16 protein-coding genes and 2 tRNA genes are annotated in these 18,857 nt (G+C 42.6%); 8 read left to right on the top strand and 10 right to left on the bottom strand.

The features are described from left to right. Nucleotides 1-173: 173 nt before the first annotated feature. Together ACP7AE_RS11965 and ACP7AE_RS11960 are read right to left on the bottom strand one after the other, a co-directional pair. Nucleotides 174-1,049, bottom strand: coding sequence for an IS3 family transposase (locus ACP7AE_RS11965; RefSeq protein WP_426243301.1), 876 nt, complete (start codon nt 1,047-1,049; stop codon nt 174-176). A 2-nt stretch (nt 1,050-1,051) separates the two neighbouring features. Beyond that, nucleotides 1,052-1,363: a transposase gene (locus tag ACP7AE_RS11960; RefSeq protein WP_379544545.1), complete on the bottom strand. Its 312-nt coding sequence runs from the start codon at nt 1,361-1,363 to the stop codon at nt 1,052-1,054. Between the two features lie 397 nt (nt 1,364-1,760). Between ACP7AE_RS11960 and ACP7AE_RS11955 the strand changes: the two genes are divergently transcribed. The 5 genes from ACP7AE_RS11955 to ACP7AE_RS11935 all read left to right on the top strand — a co-directional run bounded on the left by ACP7AE_RS11955 (nt 1,761) and on the right by ACP7AE_RS11935 (nt 4,898). Beyond that, on the top strand, nt 1,761-2,660 hold the full coding sequence (locus tag ACP7AE_RS11955) for a toll/interleukin-1 receptor domain-containing protein (RefSeq protein ID WP_426243295.1): 900 nt from the start codon (nt 1,761-1,763) through the stop codon (nt 2,658-2,660). Between the two features lie 27 nt (nt 2,661-2,687). Then, nucleotides 2,688-3,224: a hypothetical protein gene (locus ACP7AE_RS11950; RefSeq protein WP_426243293.1), complete on the top strand. Its 537-nt coding sequence runs from the start codon at nt 2,688-2,690 to the stop codon at nt 3,222-3,224. Between the two features lie 18 nt (nt 3,225-3,242). Then, a complete protein-coding gene (locus ACP7AE_RS11945; RefSeq protein WP_426243291.1) occupies nt 3,243-3,653 on the top strand; it encodes an OsmC family protein in 411 nt (136 codons plus the stop codon). Nucleotides 3,654-3,705: 52 nt separating this feature from the next. Then, nucleotides 3,706-4,170 carry a flavodoxin family protein gene (locus tag ACP7AE_RS11940; protein WP_426243289.1) on the top strand — a complete coding sequence of 155 codons (465 nt, stop codon included), beginning with the start codon at nt 3,706-3,708 and terminating at the stop codon, nt 4,168-4,170. Between the two features lie 74 nt (nt 4,171-4,244). Beyond that, a complete protein-coding gene (locus ACP7AE_RS11935) occupies nt 4,245-4,898 on the top strand; it encodes a DUF938 domain-containing protein (RefSeq protein ID WP_426243287.1) in 654 nt (217 codons plus the stop codon). Between the two features lie 94 nt (nt 4,899-4,992). On the opposite strand, the gene ppc is transcribed toward ACP7AE_RS11935, so the two are convergent. Both ppc and ACP7AE_RS11925 read right to left on the bottom strand, forming a co-directional pair. Next, a complete protein-coding gene (ppc, locus tag ACP7AE_RS11930; RefSeq protein WP_426243285.1) occupies nt 4,993-7,782 on the bottom strand; it encodes a phosphoenolpyruvate carboxylase in 2,790 nt (929 codons plus the stop codon). Nucleotides 7,783-7,876: 94 nt separating this feature from the next. Continuing rightward, on the bottom strand, nt 7,877-8,668 hold the full coding sequence (locus ACP7AE_RS11925) for a dienelactone hydrolase family protein (RefSeq protein ID WP_426138027.1): 792 nt from the start codon (nt 8,666-8,668) through the stop codon (nt 7,877-7,879). Nucleotides 8,669-8,963: 295 nt separating this feature from the next. On the opposite strand from ACP7AE_RS11925, the gene ACP7AE_RS11920 reads away from it, so the two are divergent. Together ACP7AE_RS11920 and ACP7AE_RS11915 are read left to right on the top strand one after the other, a co-directional pair. After that, on the top strand, nt 8,964-11,051 hold the full coding sequence (locus ACP7AE_RS11920; RefSeq protein WP_426243283.1) for a catalase: 2,088 nt from the start codon (nt 8,964-8,966) through the stop codon (nt 11,049-11,051). 246 nt (nt 11,052-11,297) lie between these two features. Continuing rightward, on the top strand, nt 11,298-12,086 hold the full coding sequence (locus ACP7AE_RS11915; protein WP_426243281.1) for an MBL fold metallo-hydrolase: 789 nt from the start codon (nt 11,298-11,300) through the stop codon (nt 12,084-12,086). Nucleotides 12,087-12,149: 63 nt separating this feature from the next. Here ACP7AE_RS11915 and ACP7AE_RS11910 read toward each other — a convergent pair. The 4 genes from ACP7AE_RS11910 to ACP7AE_RS11895 form a co-directional block, all read right to left on the bottom strand. Then, nucleotides 12,150-12,225, bottom strand: a tRNA-Lys gene (locus tag ACP7AE_RS11910). 160 nt (nt 12,226-12,385) lie between these two features. Continuing rightward, nucleotides 12,386-12,461 (bottom strand) — tRNA-Lys (locus tag ACP7AE_RS11905). A 397-nt stretch (nt 12,462-12,858) separates the two neighbouring features. Then, the gene (locus tag ACP7AE_RS11900; protein WP_426243299.1) at nt 12,859-14,808 is read right to left on the bottom strand and encodes a MacB family efflux pump subunit; all 1,950 of its coding nucleotides are present in this window, start codon (nt 14,806-14,808) and stop codon (nt 12,859-12,861) included. A gap of 192 nt (nt 14,809-15,000) precedes the next feature. Continuing rightward, entirely contained in the window at nt 15,001-16,341 is a 1,341-nt protein-coding gene (locus ACP7AE_RS11895; protein ID WP_426243279.1) for an efflux RND transporter periplasmic adaptor subunit, read from the bottom strand. A 153-nt stretch (nt 16,342-16,494) separates the two neighbouring features. Between ACP7AE_RS11895 and ACP7AE_RS11890 the strand changes: the two genes are divergently transcribed. Continuing rightward, nucleotides 16,495-16,980 carry an Imm63 family immunity protein gene (locus tag ACP7AE_RS11890; RefSeq protein WP_426243277.1) on the top strand — a complete coding sequence of 162 codons (486 nt, stop codon included), beginning with the start codon at nt 16,495-16,497 and terminating at the stop codon, nt 16,978-16,980. Here the strand turns inward: ACP7AE_RS11890 and holA are convergent. Further along, complete coding sequence (holA, locus tag ACP7AE_RS11885; RefSeq protein ID WP_426243275.1) at nt 16,954-18,027, bottom strand: DNA polymerase III subunit delta; 1,074 nt, start codon at nt 18,025-18,027, stop codon at nt 16,954-16,956. The two genes, ACP7AE_RS11890 and holA, sit on opposite strands and share 27 nt — an antisense overlap. 58 nt (nt 18,028-18,085) lie before the next feature. Further along, nucleotides 18,086-18,805, bottom strand: a complete 720-nt coding sequence (locus tag ACP7AE_RS11880) for a hypothetical protein (protein ID WP_227676280.1) — start codon at nt 18,803-18,805, stop codon at nt 18,086-18,088. Between the last annotated feature and the right edge of the window lie 52 nt (nt 18,806-18,857).

The raw sequence follows: 18,857 nt of genomic DNA, 5'->3' as shown, positions 1-18,857 counted from the left end.
TATCACTACAACCACGAGCGCCCGAATATGGGCAATGGCGGTTTTACGCCAATGCAGAAACTAAACCACGCAGCTTAATTCTATTTGATAAGTGTCTTATGGTTGGGATGATTACCATTCTGCTGTTAGGTTATTGGACCTATATTTCAGCGAGGTTTAGCTGTAGGGGTCAACTAATTTCGGACACCTGATAAGAGGTTTTGATTAAAGTAACGTCTTTCTTTTTCAGCGGGCGGTAAATAATTATTGAAGCTGTGCGGTCTCGCCGTTTGGTAGTAGCCCCAGATATAATCGCTAATAGCACTTGATGCTTCAGCTATATCCTCGTAGCCACCCTTTGGCATCCATTCCGTCTTAAATCTTCTAAAGAAGCGCTCAGTGGGTGCGTTGTCCCAACAATTACCACGACGGCTCATACTTTGTGTCATACCCTCACAATCAGCTATCGTGTCAGCGAATTTCTCACTGGTGTAGTGCGACCCTTGGTCAGAATGAAACAGCACACCGCTTGGTTTAAGTCTAGTGTGATACGCCATCTGTAGCGCTGAGCTGGTTAAGAGACTGTTGGGAGAGTCAGAGACACTAAAGCCAACCACACGTCGAGCAAACAGGTCTAGAACAACCGCTAAGTAACACCAGCCACCTTTGATACGAACATAAGTCACATCACCTGTCCAAACTTGATTAGGCGCATTTGGGCTAAACCTGCGGTCTAATATATTGTCATGGGTTCTATGCGCTTGATCAGCGTGCTTGTACTTGTGAGACTTAAGCTGACAACTGACCAAACCCATTTGCTTCATAAGCTTAGCGGCTAAGTAGCGCGTCAACCTAATGCGATGCTCATTCCACAGCATGGCGATAATGGTGCGAGTGCCTGCTGACTGCTTTGATTCGTTGAATACCTGACGTATCAAAGCTTTGAGTTTGACACGCTCAATATCAATGGGCTTAGTCTGTTTGCCGTAGTAGTAGGTGCTTCTCACTATACTAAATAGACGACACAACTGGCTTTTATTTAGGCGTTTGTCTTGCTCTACAAGCTTAATTATCAGTAGTAGCTTTTGAGACTGTCTGATGCCAGTAGAGCTGAAGCCTTTTTTAAGATGTCGCGCTCCATGGTCAATTGCTTAACTTGTTTGCGAAGCGCCTGTAGCTCTCGTTGTTCATCGGTGAGTGCCAAACCTTGAGTTGGCGTAACCCCTTGCTGCTCTTTTTTATACTTGCGTACCCAGTTATCTAGAGTAGAAGCTCCAATCCCTAACGATTCTGCCACTTCTGCAATCTTACGCTTATGATCAACCACTAAGCTGACGGCTTCTAACTTGAATTCTCGGGTATATTCTCTGCGTTTGGTAGTCATACTGGTTATCCTCTTTGGGGTAATATAACCGCTTATGCGCTGTCCAATTTTATTATGCCACTACAAGCTAATAATTTTCTTTAAGAAAAATTAGTTGGTGGTTATTAGATTTTTTATAGATATTACTATTTGAACAGCTTAATCCTCAAATAGATAAAGTCGTTAGTTTGCAGTTATGGTTTTATACTATAATCCAGAAGTAAAATATTGTAGCGCCAATGGTTGAGTAGGTCATCGTCAGCTCTCTATTCCTAGATCATCTTCTAACGTTAACTCGTTGGGTTTTTTCATGTGAGTAATTCTGTGTATGGCGTAGTTTATGTTGCTATATAATTGATTTATCATATTTATTTTAAATCTGAAGGGTGGTAAATTATAAATTTAAAGGAATAGACTATTGAATAATATTGCGATACCTAGCGACATAATTTCTTATTCATGGGACTCGGACAAACATAAAACGTGGGTTCGTGAAATTGCTACTCGTCTCAGACTGAATGGTGTAAATGTTAAACTAGATCAATGGCATGTAAAACCTGGACAAAGCCTTACTCAATTTATGGAGAAAGAAATAGTCGAATGTGATTATGTCATAATCATATATACTCTTAACTATTATGAAAAATCACTTAAGCGTCAAGGTGGAGTTGGCTACGAACAACAAATTATTTCTGGGCATATTGCAGCCGGAGTTTCTAGAGAAAAATTTATTCCAGTCGTGCGGGAAGGAGCATTTGAACCTGGATTAACTTGTGCTATACCACCTCATTTCGCAGGTATTTTTGCAATAGATATGAGAAAAAAAGACGCTATAGATAGTTCTGTTGAACTACTTTTAAGAAATATATTTGGAGACTTAGTGCATATAGTTCCAGAAATTGGTAGTCCTCCAAATTGGGAAGAGCAAGAGAAGGAGTTTAAATCTCTTCGGTTAGCAACGATGGACTTAGATGGATATGAACTTTTAAGTGGTTTAGCTCAAAATCATCGTACCCCTGACACATTTTATATGCCTAATGAAAATAATCGTCAAACTTTGAAAAATAATGATTCTGTTAAACTAATTTTTAATATTGAAGTTGAAGAGGATCTTAGCGACCTAGAAGATCATGGTTCATTTAGTGAAAGAATGTGGGTTATAGTTACTGGACGTAATGGCCCTTATTATACAGGATTACTAAAAAATGTACCGATCACTTCAGATGAACAAAAATGCCTATCTATGGATGACAAAGTGATATTCTTGCCAGAGCATGTAATTGATATTCAATTACATGAACATAAAGTTGTGAATTAATGAGTTATTACCGCACAAAGGAAACTTATGCTCAAATCTTTCACAGTAAAAGATATCGAAGAGCTCAAACAACTTGAGCAAAAACTATACGAATCAATGGATAAGACTTTATCGCAGATTAGCTCTGAGATTACCTCAAATTCTTCACAAACGCTCTTTTCAAAAATGAAGTTTGGCGGTATAGGTTTTGACCCTTTAGATTCTAAGCGTGAACTCAATATAGTCGAGCAGATTAACCAATCTTTTACTTATTTAGCTTCATTTTACGCATTGGAAATTCTATTTACTGAATACCAAGAATTAGCCCCATTTAGACTTAATCTTGGAACTGCTCCAGGTTCAGATATTGAATCAGAATGTGGTGAATTAGCTGCTGAAGTTTTTGCTGCAGTGGCTCCTACAAGCAATCAGAAGCTTAAGAAAGACATAAATAAGGTATTAGAAACTAATGCCAAATTAAAATTTGTATTTTTTATGTGCCCCAATTTTAAGTTAGGACGACAACTTAAGTTTGAGAGAGATGATGTAGTTGTATGGGCATCGAAGGGTGCAAATATATTATAACTATCAAAGAGAACCCCCATGACGACATCAAAAGTGACCTACCAAGGCGATTTGCGTACCACCGCCATTCATTTGCAGTCAAATAATGAAATCATTACTGATGCACCAGTTGATAACCAAGGCAAAGGTGAGGCGTTTTCGCCGACTGATTTGCTGGCGACGAGCTTAGCCAGTTGTATGTTGACCATTATCGGTATCAAAGCTCGCGATATGGAGATTGATATAGCAGGTACTACGAGCGAGGTGACCAAAATAATGGCTGCTGATCCAAGACGTGTTAGTGAAGTGCATATTGCTATTACTTTTAATCAAGAGTTAGATGATAAGACGCAAAAAATATTCTATAACACTGCGCTGACTTGTCCGGTTGCGAAAAGCATCCATCCTGATATTATTCAAAAAGTGACTATTAATTCTAAGAGCTATTGATTCCAAGAATTACTAATTCCAGAAACTAGCAATCTCTATAAGGGTGATTAATATGGCTAACAAAACCTTACTGATCGTTGCGCATGCGCCATCGCCTAATACTAAGAAGTTGGCGCAAGCGGCTTATGATGGTGCCAATCATCCTGATATAGATATCAATGTCATAATCAAATCTCCCCAAGATACGCAGCCTGAAGATGTGCTGGCAGCCGATGCACTATTATTAGGGACGACTGAGAACTTGGCGTATATGGCAGGGCTGACCAAAGACTTCTTTGATCGTTGCTATTATCCTGTGTTGGAAGAGAAGCAAGGCATGCCATTTGCACTATATATTCGCGCAGGTCATGACGGTACGGGTACTAAGCTTGCTATGAAAACCATTACGACCGGATTGCGTTGGTCATGGATTCAAGAGGCGCTGATTTTGCAAGGTGATTGGCAAGATGGTTTTACTGAACAAGTAGAAGAACTGGCGATGACACTGGCAGCTGGGGTAGAAGCGGGTATTTATTAGTTTTTTCAACGCTTTGCTTGTCGCCATTATTAATATCAAAGCTACAGTAATGAAGATATATAAGGATATTAGCAGTGTTGAATGATGATTTAGATAATAGCCAATCGATTGCTCCTGCTGGAATAGCATTTTCTCAAGCGTGTGAAAATAATAAACAGCCGATTCTGACAGTTCTACAAGAAGAGCTAAAAGACTTTAAGCATGTGTTAGAGGTTGGTTCTGGAACTGGTCAGCATAGTGTGTATTTCGCACCAAGATTGACGCATTTAACATGGCAGACCAGTGATGTGTTTGTCAATCACGCCACCATCAATGCTTGGCATGTTGCTTATCCTGCCCCTAATTTATATGCACCGCTTACTTTTGATGTATCGTGTGATTCAGTGCCAATGAAAAATGCGGTCGATATAACGTATGATGCGGTATTTACCGCCAATACCTTGCATATTATGTCGTGGTCTTTAGTGGCTAAATTATTCCAATTGGTCGGCGATATATTACCTTTAAATGGTAAGTTCATCGTTTATGGACCCTTTAACGAAAAGGGCAGTTATAGCAGTGCAAGCAATCGTCAGTTTGACCATAGCTTGCGCCAGCGTGATGCTAACAGTGGCATCCGTCATTTAGAAGACGTTATAGATTTGGCAAATGCACATCATTTAACGTTAAGTAGGCGTTATGAGATGCCATCTAACAATCAAATATTAGTATTCGAAAAACTCTATTAACGTAAAAAGCTGAGTTGATTCACTGTGATAACACCATGAATCAACTCAGCTTTATATAAGTTTGAATCCGTAAAGACCAACCTATTTATAAATACTAACCCGTATTGCGTAGCCCTGCTGCCAAAGCATTGATACTACGAATTAATGCATCTTCGACAGCCAGTCTCTCGTTATTTTCCAATTTATCATCACTAGCGTTATCAGGCTGGCGCATACGCTTGAGTAGCTCAATCTGGATATAGTTGATGGGGTCTAAATAGGCGTTACGCCATTCCAATGAATGAGCCAAGTCTTGTTGGTTTGAGAGTAAAGACGCTTGTTCTAGCAAGGAGTTGAGACCTGCGTGCGTCAGTTCATGCTCATCAATCACTGCCTGCATGACTTGCTCACGCAAGCTTTCGTCTTTACACAGTTGACTGTATGCACGGGCGATATTCATCTCGGATTTGGTAAAAGCCATTTCAATATTACTGACAAAGACATTGAAAAATGGCCAGTTTTTATTCATCTCCTTCATTAACGCTTCGTCTTTTTTGACGCTATCTAAAGCACTACCCACGCCATACCAAGCGGGAAGGGTAAAGCGTGCCAATGACCAGCCAAATACCCACGGTATCGCCCGAATCGTCGATTTGCTCGGCAGTCCTTTTTTACGGTGAGCAGGACGCGAGCCAATATTGAGCAATGAAATCTCTTGTACTGGCGTGGCCTCAGAATAAAACTGATAGAAGCCTTCTGTGTTATCCGTCAGCTCTCGATATTGCTGTTCGCCTGCATCTGCCAAATCAGCAAATAACGCTTCATAGCTATCTAGCTGTTTGGGTTGTTCGACAAATCGTGACGAGCTGGCTTTTAGCGCCCCCGTGATTCCCATGGTTAATTCAAACACGGCAGTATCTGGATTGGCATACTTGGCGTAAAGTACTTCGCCTTGTTCGGTGAACTTGATCTGTCCATGTAAAGTGCCAGCAGGCTGCGCGGCGATGGCTTGATGGGTTGAGCCACCACCACGACTGACGGAACCACCACGACCATGGAACAGGCGGGTGGTGATACCATATTGATTGGCGATATCGGTGATGGTTTGCTGGGCACTATATAATTGCCAAGCGGAGGTAATAATGCCGCCGTCTTTAGAAGAGTCTGAGTAGCCAAGCATAATCTCTTGAATGTTTCCTGAGTGCTCAAGTAGCTCCCGATACAGCGGATTGTTCAACACCATTGGCATAATCTTATCGATATTTTTTAAATCTTCGATGGTTTCAAACAGTGGCGCAACCGGTAGGGCAGAAAATAAATGCCCGTTCTTATCAATACCCGATAAGCCTGCAAAACGCATCAGTAGTAGTACCTCTAATAGCTGACTGGCGTTGTTGGTCATCGAAATTACATAGCTACCAAAAGTATCGTCGCCAACCAGTTTGCGCAGTTTAGCGACAGAATTCATCAGAGCAAGCTGTTCGTGTGTTTGCGCGCTTAAGTTGTCGGTATAAATCAGCGGTGCACCTGGCTTTTCTAGCAAACGCGTTAGCCATTGTTGGCGCTCTGTTTCGCTGAGGGTGCGATAGTCGGGTAGATTCGAGGCGCTAGCAAAAATATCTGCAATGACTTCGCCGTGATATCCTGAATCTTGGCGAATATCTAGCGAGGCTAAATGGAATCCACAGGTTTTGACTAGGCGAATGGTATCAAGCAGTAAGCCTTCGCCATGCGCTTTGTCATGAGTATTGACACTTTTGCGAATAAGGCGTAAATCATCTAGCAAGGCCGTCGGTGTTGAATAAGCCTCTTTTGCAGCCTCTTTATCTGTGCCTTGGCTTTGGATATGCTGGTTGGTCGCTTTTATTTTAGCCAGAATAATGGACAGCAGTCTTCGGTACGGCTCATTATTGTAATCATCAGGATTGTAGCAAAAGACTTTTTGATCGAGTGTGCTGTAGTCTTTGATACGGGTATAAATCTCTGGCGCGATATCGACGATAGTATCGCTATGAATCAGTTCACGACGCAATTTTCTGACCAATACTTGGTAATGACGCAGTACAGTATTGGCATGCATCAATACCGCCATTTCAGTGGTTTCATGGGTGACGAAAGGATTGCCATCTCTATCGCCACCAATCCAAGAGCCAAAACTGACAAAGGCGGGTAAAGGGTAGTCGATTAACTCAGGATAGATATCGACGATAGCGTCTTTTATATTACGATACACTTTGGGAATGGCAGTGAATAAGCTGGCATCAAAATAGTGTAAGCCGTTGTTTATTTCATCATAAACCAAAGGTTTTCGGCTGCGAACTTCGTCTGATGACCACAGTAAGTCAATGGTTTCTGCTGTTTTTTGCTTGGCTTGCATAAAGGCTAGACTGCCTTCTGGATAGTCGCTCATGGCATCGGTATGCTCATAGAGGGTTTGCAAGATATTCATGGTGGTGCGTCTACGGGCTTCGGTAGGATGAGCCGTAAAAACAGGAATAAATTTAAGGTGATCAATAAGCTCCTTGATTTGCGCAGGTTCGATTTGCCGCTCACGGCATTCTAACAAGGTGCGGCGAAAGGATCCCTCCCAGCTTTGATTGGACTGGGCACGCATAGTACGGCGTTGCTCACGCAGATAGTTTTCTTCCGTTAAATTGGCGAGGAAAAAGTAAATAGAGAATGCGCGAATGACGTTTTTTAAGGTTTGATTGTCTAATGAGGCAATAAGATCGATCATCTGCTGTTTGTGTGCTGGATTATGCTCGCGGCGCTCCTGAATAAAGCCTTTGCGCAATGTTTCGATAGTACGTAGGGTGTCCTCCCCAGATTGGCGAGAAATGGCCTCACCTAAAAATGCGCCTAACAATCTAACACGCGCACGCAATACGTCGTTCTTCAATAACATAATTGGCTTCCTTGGCTTTTAATCGACTCATTTATCAATGAGATAGGCTGGTTAATAATTAAGGGTCGCTGTTCTTATAGGATATAAATTAAAGTTATTTATATTCATTTGCTAAAAAATCCAAATAGTGGTTCCACGAGCGCTCATCTGCACGTGCATCATATCTATCACTGCCGAACACGCTAAAGGCATGTGGGGCACCACTGTATGTCACCATCTCATGCGGTACGTTGGCGGCTTCTAGCGTCTTACCCAAAGTTGCGAAGCTCTCTAGAGAGACAGATTCATCAGCAGAGCCATGGAATACTAAGATCTCTCCAGTTGTCTTGTCATAACTTTGACCCGTTGGAATATCAAAGGCACCATGGAAGGGTACAAATGCTTTTTGCTCAAATCCTGAGCGCGCCAGCTCCAGAGCAACGGTACCGCCAAAACAATATCCCATGGTAGTGCCTTTACGCACATCATTACCTTGTAGTCTTCCAGCATTCAGCGCACCTTGAAGTATGCGGCGCATTTTATTGCGATCATCGTATAGCTCCCCAGTTAAGCGTTTGTTTTCTTCAATAGAAGTAGGGCGAACGCCTTGTCCGAACATGTCTGCCGCTAATACATTGTAGCCCTCGCCTGCTAACATGTCAGCACGTTTACGCTCATAGTCTGTCAATCCATCCCAGTCATGAATGAGTAAAATAAAAGGCGCATTCGCTTTATCGGCTTTGGCGTAATAGCCTTCGTATGCTTGATCATCCACGGTATAGGTAATATTTTTGGTTGTAATAGCGGCAGCTGTTTGGCTGAAAGTCAGTGCCATTAGTCCGATTGACGCACCCATTAGCAATGAGTGATAAGGTTTTTTGGACGGAGTATTTGAAGTTGATAACATGGTAGGTCACCTTATAATCGTATAAAAAAGATAAATAGTTGGCTAAAACCATGCCCATTTTATTTATCAACTGTTTTAATGCTTCCTAAGAGCATACCTTAAAAAATCACCACATTACAAGAATCTATCGTCAACGTTGAAGCTCTGTTTAAATACGCTGAAATTACGGCTTTATCACGGCTGCAAACTTTAACCAAATATCAACAAGGAGTGCCATGAATTAGTCATATTTTTTGGCTAATATTAGAGACAGCTCGGTACAGAGCCTACTTTTAATTACTAGCTAGGATGCATAATGAAAAATAATATTGATCATACTGACCCCGCTAAAGATATGAATACGGAACGTGGCAATGGCGGTGAGACTCACCAGCGCGCAGGGAATGACGCTAAAGTGCTAACGACCCAACAAGGTGTCGTCATCTCTGACAATCAAAACTCTCTAAAAGCAGGCGCACGTGGGCCAACCTTATTAGAGGACTTTGTATTACGAGAAAAAATTCATCATTTTGACCATGAGCGTATTCCTGAGCGTATCGTTCATGCGCGTGGTAGTGCTGCTCACGGTTATTTTGAACTCACTGAGTCGCTCGAAAAATATACCACGGCGAAAATTTTAACTGAAACAGGTAAACAGACGCCTTTATTTACCCGTTTTTCTACGGTTGCAGGTAACAAAGGCTCAAAAGATACGCCACGTGATGTGCGTGGTTTTGCCGTAAAGATTTATACCGAAGAAGGCAATTGGGACATCGTTGGTAACAATATGCCGATTTTCTTTATTCAAGATGCGATGAAGTTTCCAGATTTGATTCACGCGGTTAAACCAGAGCCTGATCGTGGATTTCCGCAAGCCGCTTCGGCGCACGATACTTTTTGGGACTTTGTGTCATTAAGTCCTGAGACCATGCATAATTTAATTTGGCTGATGAGTGATCGTGCACTACCACGCAGTTTACGCATGATGGAAGGCTTTGGTATTCACAGCTATCGTTTAATCAACAAAGAAGGCAAGAGTACCTTTGTCCGTTTCCATTGGAAACCTGTACTTGGTGTACAGTCAACCACGTGGGATGAGGCGGTGAAAATCTCCGGCGCTGACCCTGATTATCATCGCCGTGATTTATTTGAAGCCATTAATAATGGCGACTATCCTGAATGGGAGTTTGGCGTCCAGCTATTTACTGAAGAAGAGGCTGATAAATTCCCGTTTGATCATCTAGATGCCACCAAATTGATTCCAGAAGAGATGGTGCCAGTGAAAGTCGTGGGTAAAATGGTGCTGAACCGTTATCCGGATAATTTCTTTGCAGAAACGGAGCAAGTGGCGTTCTGTCCATCGCATCTGCCACCGGGCATTGATTTCAGTAACGATCCATTATTACAAGGTCGATTGTTCAGTTATCTAGACACCCAGTTATCACGTTTAGGTTCGCCTAACTTTGCCCAAATTCCAATCAATGCACCGAAATGCCCGTTTGCTAATAATCAGCAAGATGGTCATATGCAGATGCAAGTACCTAAGACTCGTGTACTCTATGAACCGCAAAGCTTAGATCCGACTAGACCGCGCGAAAGTGCCAAACGTGGCTTTGAGTCATTCCACGAGCAGTTGGATGATGGTGTGAAAGGTCGCGTGCGTGCAGAAAGTTTTGCCGATCACTACAGTCAGCCGCGGATGTTCTATCGTAGCCAGACACCAGCTGAACAAGCACATATTGCGTCTGCTTATGCCTTTGAGCTAGGTAAAGTAGATACGGCGCATGTACGTACGCGTATGCTGAGTCACCTGCCGCATATCGATGAAGACTTGGCAAATCGTGTGGCAACAGCGCTAGGTATGGAACTGCCAGAGCCTGCTGATGCTGCTGCTCCTGTACAGGACATGGCGACATCGAAAGCAGTACAAACGATTGGTATAACGCCGAAAAGTTTACAAGGGCGTTTGATTGGTATCTTGGTCGCTGAAGGCTCTAAGCATAGTGAAATCAAAAAGTTCGAAGAGGCGGCAAAAGCGCAGGGTGCTAGTGTGAAAATCGTTGCGCCCAATAAAGAAGTTGTCTTAGATGACGACACTCGTATACAGGCTGATGAGCGTCTCGCTGGCGGTCCATCAGTGATGTTTGATGCGGTCGTTAGTATCATTATGCCAGACCAAGCTAAAAAGCTAGCAAAAGACAGCTCAGCATTAGATTGGTTTAACGATGCGTATGGTCATTGCAAAGCCATTGCTTATTGCGGCGCGACCGATGAGTTTATCTTAAGCAAACTGCCTATTGAAAAAGACAGTTTCGTGACGCCACTGGCTGAATTGGATACTTTTATTGAGAATGCCAAATCGCGTCTGTGGGAACGTGAGCCAAAGGTTCGTGACTTGGCATAAGGTAGTATTAAGTTTAAACTTCTGATACTTTTAAAATTTTACTAATTTAACGAAAACTCAGCTTTAGCGCTGGGTTTTTTTTGATGGCAAGTTTTATAAAAAAGCAATTTATAGCCACAAGCGTTCACTCAAAGTCATTACAAGTTGAATGGTGGGCGTTATACTAAATCCTATTAAGGCGCGTTAAAAGCGTCTCCTATAGTAGGGATGCTATAACAGTGAGCAATCATGTAGCAGGGAATGCAAATGAGTTTATGTGAAATTGTACGTTTAGAAGGATATATCCAAAGTACTTATCTTGCGGTATATCCAGATAAAATTATGCTACTGGACGGTGGTTGCCGCCCTGATGTAGTGATGGTATTAGATTATATTAGAACGACGTTACAGCGACCAATCAGCGATCTAAAAGTCGTCGTAGTGACCCATATGCACCCTGATCATGCAGGCGGCGCTCATCAATTCAGAAAAGAGACGGGCTGTATCATTGTTTCGGCAGAAAAAAAGCGTCAATGGTATAGCGGTATCGGTGGGCATGCCATGCATTTTGTGGATATAAACCTTGCGCATTATGTGGCGAGACGTCAAGGTCGCTCCCTTAAAAATCTGTATTATCCTGCTCATCTTACGCCTGATATTATCGTTAAAGATGGGGATAGTGTGCCGAAATTTGATGAATGGCAAGTACTGGAAACACCCGGACATACAGATCGTGACTTGTCTCTATTTCATGTACCAAGTCGGCAAGTCTATACGGCCGATCTCATTATCAAACTGCGTCATAAGTTCGTGGCGCCTTTTCCTATTTATGATCCTAAAGTCTATATTCAGTCACTACAAAGAATAAAGGCGTTGAAACCATCCATGGTCATGATGGCACATGGATGTGAGCTGGCAATAGATGCAGCAACGTTTGATATGCTGATTACGCAAGCACCCAAGCATCCACGGACGATCAAAGACACGATTAAGCATAAGCTACTGTGGCGAAAAGACGCTGACTTCACTATTTTTAAACGAAACCGTAAAAAATAAAGTAAAATTTTAAACAAAAAAAAGCCCAGTCACTATTAATATAATGACTGGGCTTTCTAAATATGGTGGGCCGACCGCGACTCGAACGCGGGACCAATTGATTAAAAGTCAACTGCTCTACCAACTGAGCTATCGGCCCTGAAGAGTGTATAAAAAAGCATGGCTCTTTTTAACTCTGCAAGTGAATTTACAACTTCGTAAATTCGGTGAAGTTTTCTAAAAGAAAGCTTCTTAAACTTTGTTACTTATTATGCCAATACCTGATAGGGCAATGTACATAACAAGCATAATACTAAATATGGTGGGCCGACCGCGACTCGAACGCGGGACCAATTGATTAAAAGTCAACTGCTCTACCAACTGAGCTATCGGCCCTGAGCGAAGATAAAATGAAGTATTACTTCATCTGAGTGCAAGAGGATTTACATTTTCGTAAATTCTAAAAACTCTATACCTTTACTAGGTTTATATCTACTACAAGATAAGCTTCCTTGAAGGCAAACTTATTAAAACTAGACATCTAAAAAATGTCTTTAAACTTAATTTTTAATATTAGGTCAATCAACATTAAAAGAGGCATTAAGTTTGTTTCAACGTTTAAAGAATTTCTATCCCTAAACGTGAGAGCACATTATATACACTATCAGGACAATTACAACCCCGTAATATAAAAAAAGTGCAATTAAAGTAAAAAATATGCATTTTATTGACGTTTATCAGTGAATTTAAAGGAAATGCCGTATTCGACTGTCTGATATTTGGCAAATAGCGGTTAATCTCTAGACAGTGCTTCAACAGGATCTAACTTGGCGGCATTACGTGCTGGTAAAAAGCCGAAGACAACGCCAATCAAGGTTGAACAAATAAAGGCAGCAATGATAGAAGTTGGTGAGTAAATCACTTTAAAGCTATCACCAGCAAAATTATTAATGATTTCACCGATAGCAAACGCTACTCCAATACCTAATAAGCCGCCCAAAATACAGACGAGTACGGCTTCTATCAAAAACTGCTGCATGATATCGTTTTGACGAGCCCCAACTGCCATACGTACACCAATTTCATTAGTGCGTTCCGTGACCGATACTAGCATAATATTCATCACACCAATACCACCAACGATCAATGAGATAACAGCAACCGATGAGATGAGCAGTGTCATAGTACCTGTAGTTGATTCAATGGTCTGACGAATAGAATCTGAGTTAATAATATTAAAATCATCTTTACCATGGCGACCTTCTATTATGTCGGAAATAGCTGACTCAGCTACACTAGATGAGACACTATCATCTAACAGTGCTATAAAACTATCAATATTTGCACTACCAGTTATACGTGACATCACAGTGGTATAAGGCATATATATGACGGGTGTCGTGCTACTTGGTCCAAAGCCACTGTCGCTTGCCTCAAGGACGCCAACCACTCGTCCAGGCACACTACCGATGAGTATAACTTCTCCGATAGGGTTATCTATATCTGCAAAAAAAGCACTCTTGGCATTGTCATCGATAATAATATCTTGACTGCGAAGGTCGATACTTTGCGAATCGAAACCTTGACCTAATGCCAGCGTCTCACCAGTGACCTCTAGATAATACTCACCAACACCATTGATGGTCGAGTCTTCCTGCACGCTGCGATAGCGTACACTAGAGCTGGTATTGACTTGAGGGCTCACATTGATAACATACGGTTGACTGCTGACCGCTTCTGCATCTTCTGGTGTGAGGTTGTCGTCATTATATTTACGTCGCGGGTCGCCTCTAGGGTAGCCGTCATTCACTGTTATAGTATTGGTTCCTAGCGAGCTAATATTTGCGAGAATTTGCTGCTGAGAGCCTTGACCAAGACCAACAATAGACACAACCGCAGCGATACCGATGATAATGCCTAACATGGTCAGTAAGGTGCGCATCTTGTGTGCACGCATGGCAAGTAAGGACATTTTAAAAGCTTCGAGCAAACGATCCACAAAACTGCCAAAGGCACTTTTACGATGTCCACCGAGGATAGATTCTGGGTGTTGAGTTGTCGGTTTATAATGCTCAGTTTTGTAATCTGCAATGACGTAACCGTCTTTCAGCTCAATCACCCGTTCGGCTTGTGCGGCAAGTTTGGGATCATGAGTGACCATAATGATGGTATGACCTTTAGCATTTAGGTCATGTAAGATCGCCATCACGTCTTCGCCAGATTTGCTATCTAGTGCACCAGTTGGCTCATCCGCTAAGATGACATCGCCACCATTCATCAGGGCGCGAGCAACAGAAACACGCTGCTGTTGGCCACCTGAGAGCTGGCTAGGACGATTATTTACCTTTTCACCAAGACCTAGATCGGTCAAGAGCTTTTCTGCGCGATTGATTCGTGCCTCAGTATTCATACCAGCATACACGGCAGGGACGGCAACGTTATCTTTAGCGCTAATGTCACCAAGCAGGTGGTAGCGCTGAAAGATAAAGCCAAAATGCTCTCGGCGTAACTCAGCCAATTCATCTGCCTCTAGCTTGTTTACTGATTGGCCATAAATCTTATAGTCACCTGCTGTCGCTTGATCTAAGCAACCCAAGATATTCATTAGAGTAGACTTACCAGAGCCAGATTGCCCGATAATCGCGACCATTTCACCTTGATTAATCGTTAAATTAACCTCGTGCAATACGCGAATGGTTTGCTCGCCGGCAGCAAACTCTCGAATAATACCCGACAGCTCCATAATGGGCTTGTCAGCGGTAGCTGCAGTATCATTCGATGAGTCGTTTTCTATCGAAGCGCTAGTGCTGTCGGTCGGCTGTTTAGCAGATTGAGATATAGTCATAGCAATGTCTTTAATCAAAGATAGTGAGTGTCGTGAGAAAAGGGCTAAGTTGCTCAAGCCCTTTCATCGTTAACATAGTCAAAGAATTAATTACATCCTTGGAGTACCACCAGGTATACGAGTACGACCACCACCTTTACCTGAAGCATTGGCACTACCTTCGCCGATGATAACCTGCTCACCTTCTTTTAAACCACTTAAAATCTGCGCATTTACTCGGTTATCAATGCCTACTTCTACTGTGCGAGGTTCTACTGTGCCGTCATCACTTAGTACGCGTACAACCTTGCTGGTTTTTGCTTGACCTTCAGTTTGATTTCTCGCGGGTCTTTCTTGTATGGCTGCTGATGGCACAAGCAACGCGTCTTTGGCTTGATCGATGATGATATAAATCTGGGCGGTCATATCAATACGAAATAATCGCTCAGGGTTAGCTACTTCAACATAGCCAACATAGTAGATCGCAGAATCGGTTGAGCTGGTCTTGCTAATCTCCTCAGGTGCAGGCTCAATAGCTGTCAGTGTCGCATCATACTGCTTGTCTGGATTACCGATGATATTAAAGTAGGCGGGCATACCAGCATTGACATTGATAACATCGGCTTCGGAGATTTGTGCGTTGATTCTAACAGTAGACAAATCTGCTAAAGTTACGATGGTCGGGGCTGTTTGATTGGCATTGACCGTCGTGCCTTGCTCTGTGGTCACTGAGACGACAGTACCTGATATTGGTGCGCGAATCGTTGTATAGCTAAGGTCTTCTTGAGCCGTTGCGACATTGGTTTGAGACTTTCGTAATGCTGCTTGTTGGCTATTAATGTTTGCAGTGGCTGTTGCAATGGCGGCTTGTGCCGTATCAATAGCAGCGCGTGCATTGGCGACCGCTGCCTGCGCTGTTTGAACTTTTGTTGCCTGTGTATCGTAATCCTGTTGTGATATCGCATCGATAGCGAGTAGTCCTTGCAGGCGTGAAAAATCAGACTGTGCTTGTTTAAGCTCAGACTGACGGCTGGCAAGATCAGCATAGGCACTTTTTAGACTAGCTTGTTTGCTTAACGACTCTGCTTGCGCACTTTGTAGCGCGGCTTCGCTTTGCTCAAGACTGGCTTGTTCATTGCTCAGGCTGTTCTTCTGAGTCACTTGATCAATCTGTGCAATCAAATCGCCTTGTTTCACCTCGTCACCCACTTCTACATAGAGGTTTGTGACCTCACCAGAAACCTGTGCACCGACATCAACGGTATTAAGTGCTTTAACTTTACCTGATGCCATGACATTATTTTCGATATCACCAACCTCAACAGGTGCGGTTAAATAACTGGGTTTTTCTTCTTCTGGTTTTAAAAAAGTATAGGCCAAAGCCCCTAATGCTACGATGATTAAGGCGATGACACCCCATTTGATAGCAGACTTTTTGCTTATTTTTCGCATAACAACAATCCAGTCACAATTAAATCAAGTGTAGATATAGTAGAGACTTCACCTGCAAAAGGGAACGGAAATTAGTTTACGAAAGGTTAAGAAGTTCAGCAGTAGAGATAAGGCAGACTATATTATGGAAATAATAAACAAAGGAAGAATGTAATGTTAAACCATCAGCAAATTCAAAAAATAATTAACGATTATAGTAAAAAGATAGGGCTAAATATTGATGATGTTATTTTAAGAGATATGCCTTCTGGATTTGGTGAGCCACACTTGGAGATAAGCGGTGGCTATTACCACTATGTAATATGTGAGCGCGGTAGTGAGTTATCTAGAGAATCTTTTTTAGATGTAGATGATTTCATTTATGAGTTTTTTGAGATGGTAACGTCTAGGGTAGCAGGCGAGTATGAGCAAGAGAATAGTGTCATGAGTGAAGATCAAAGAGTTATACGCTTTAATAAGCAAATTGAACTTATAACGCAGCTAAATCATGAATGGGGTAGAAAAAAAGAAGCAGATATAACAGAAACTTTAAAAAACTTTCCTTATTCAGTTAATAACAGAACTTACGATAAGAAAACTTGGCTAAATAAGTTATTGAATTTTTTCAACCAATCAAACGGCAAACAGCCGCTTACCTGATAACTCAAGCGCTGCCTGCAATAATAACTCCCACGCTGGCTGACGCACGAGTCCTTTGATGGCTTGGTCACATTTATAAAGCAGGGCAGGCCATTCAGCCGTTTGAGTTTTTGACTGGCGACGGCATGCTTGCTGGTACAACCCTTGTTTGCTACGCCAAATGCCTAGGCTTTGTGGGTCTTGCCCATCCATCAATTGCATAATTTGCCGCATGTCTTTACTAACCGCCCATAATACCAAGGTGGTTGGCTCGTCGGTGGCTTTCAGCTGAAACATGATTTTAGCGACTTGCGTGCTGTTACCGGCAAGCATGGCATCCGATAAATCAAAGACGCTAAACTGTGCATCACTGACCAACGCAGCTTGTAGATCCTTAATGTCTAAGGCAATATTGTTTTTCAGTTGTGTAGAATGGTCAGTCTGTTGACTAGCCTCAATATTCTTAGCGACTAACTGCGGCGCAAATAAATAGGAGAGCCGCCATAAGGTCTGATAAGCGCTTAGCAGATGGTGCTCAGTATGCGACATAAGCAGCTGCCACGCATCTTGCGATAGCCGTAAACCAAACTGCTGAGCTTGTATTTGCAGTAGCTGCTGTCGTTGCTGCTCATTATATAAATTGCAATCAATGACATGACCATATTGAGCAAATGGCGTAAACCACTTGCTGCTTTGCGCTCGTTTGTCTTGCTTGGGCGTGAGCCATAATAAACTATGACTGTGCGTCCCTGTTTGAGCTTCAACGGCAAAGCGCTCAAGCTCAGCGATGACGGCTTTGTCAGGTTTGTGATTGCCCGTCACGATCAAAGCGCTGGCGTCGTCAAACAAAGACTGACTGCCAAGCTCTGACAATACCTCTTGCCAGCTCTTGACGGAAATCAGCTCAATACGCTTAATCGCGTAATTCTGCGCGCGCCAATGTGGTCGCAGGGCATCGATGAGCCATTGACTGAGTAGTGGCTCATCACCATGCGCCAGCCACAAGCCCGCGACTGCAACGGAAGGCTGTAGTAGCTTTGGGTAGGCTTGTATAAAGGTATCTTGCATAGGGTAATAAGTACACAGATTGATGAAAATAAACGTGGAATGTGTTGCGCATTATAAACTATGGGTTTGGCACCACCACCGCGATCGATGTTGAGCCATTACCGCTTTGCACAGATTGTCTGACTCCAGAAGAGCTGATCTTTGGTAGGGAGATGGCGACATATTGATCAGTAATTCGGCGTGCCAAACTGTCATAGAGCCAGTCACGAATTTGATCGCCTTGCTGATCATCAGTGCTCACCGATGCTTCATTATATTGATAGCTACGCTCGACTTGGATGGGGTTGCTTAGCGTAATTGGTTTACCATTTTCCATCGTCTGATAGCTAACATCTGCTGAAAGTACCAAACGGATCTCTGTCAAGACACCGACCAGCTCATAACGCTTAAAACGGACGTTATTGATGGTGATAGCGGCAATGGGTTCAGCACTTGCTTGTTTGTTATTGTTCGCAACATCAGCTGCTGTCATGTTGTCAATGACATCAACACCTAAAGTTTTTAGGCGTCTTGTCAATGGCAGCTTAAGCGGAAATGAGGTGCGATTGTCTTCGAGAATCACGGCTGTTTTGGCGACATCAAGCAGCATTGGTGCGTCATAGCCACGTAATTGAAAGCCGCAGCCACTAATAGCTGCCGTTGCACCTAGTAGCGTAAACATTGGCAGGGCAGTCAGAAAAGCCGCCGCCAGTTTTTGTCCGTTTGATTTTTTAGCAAAAGCGTCTTTTTTGCTTAAGCTGGCTTTGGGGGACTGACCTGCTCGATATTTATACGACATAATCGCTATCCTAATATTATAAAAAGGCTCAGACTATTCATTAAACTAATAA

The sequence above is a fragment of the Psychrobacter sp. TWP2-1-2 genome (assembly GCF_049896785.1).
In the GTDB taxonomy this organism is placed as follows: domain Bacteria; phylum Pseudomonadota; class Gammaproteobacteria; order Pseudomonadales; family Moraxellaceae; genus Psychrobacter.
The sequence above is the reverse complement of the archived record's forward strand: the minus strand, read 5'-3'. Positions and strand labels throughout refer to the sequence as shown.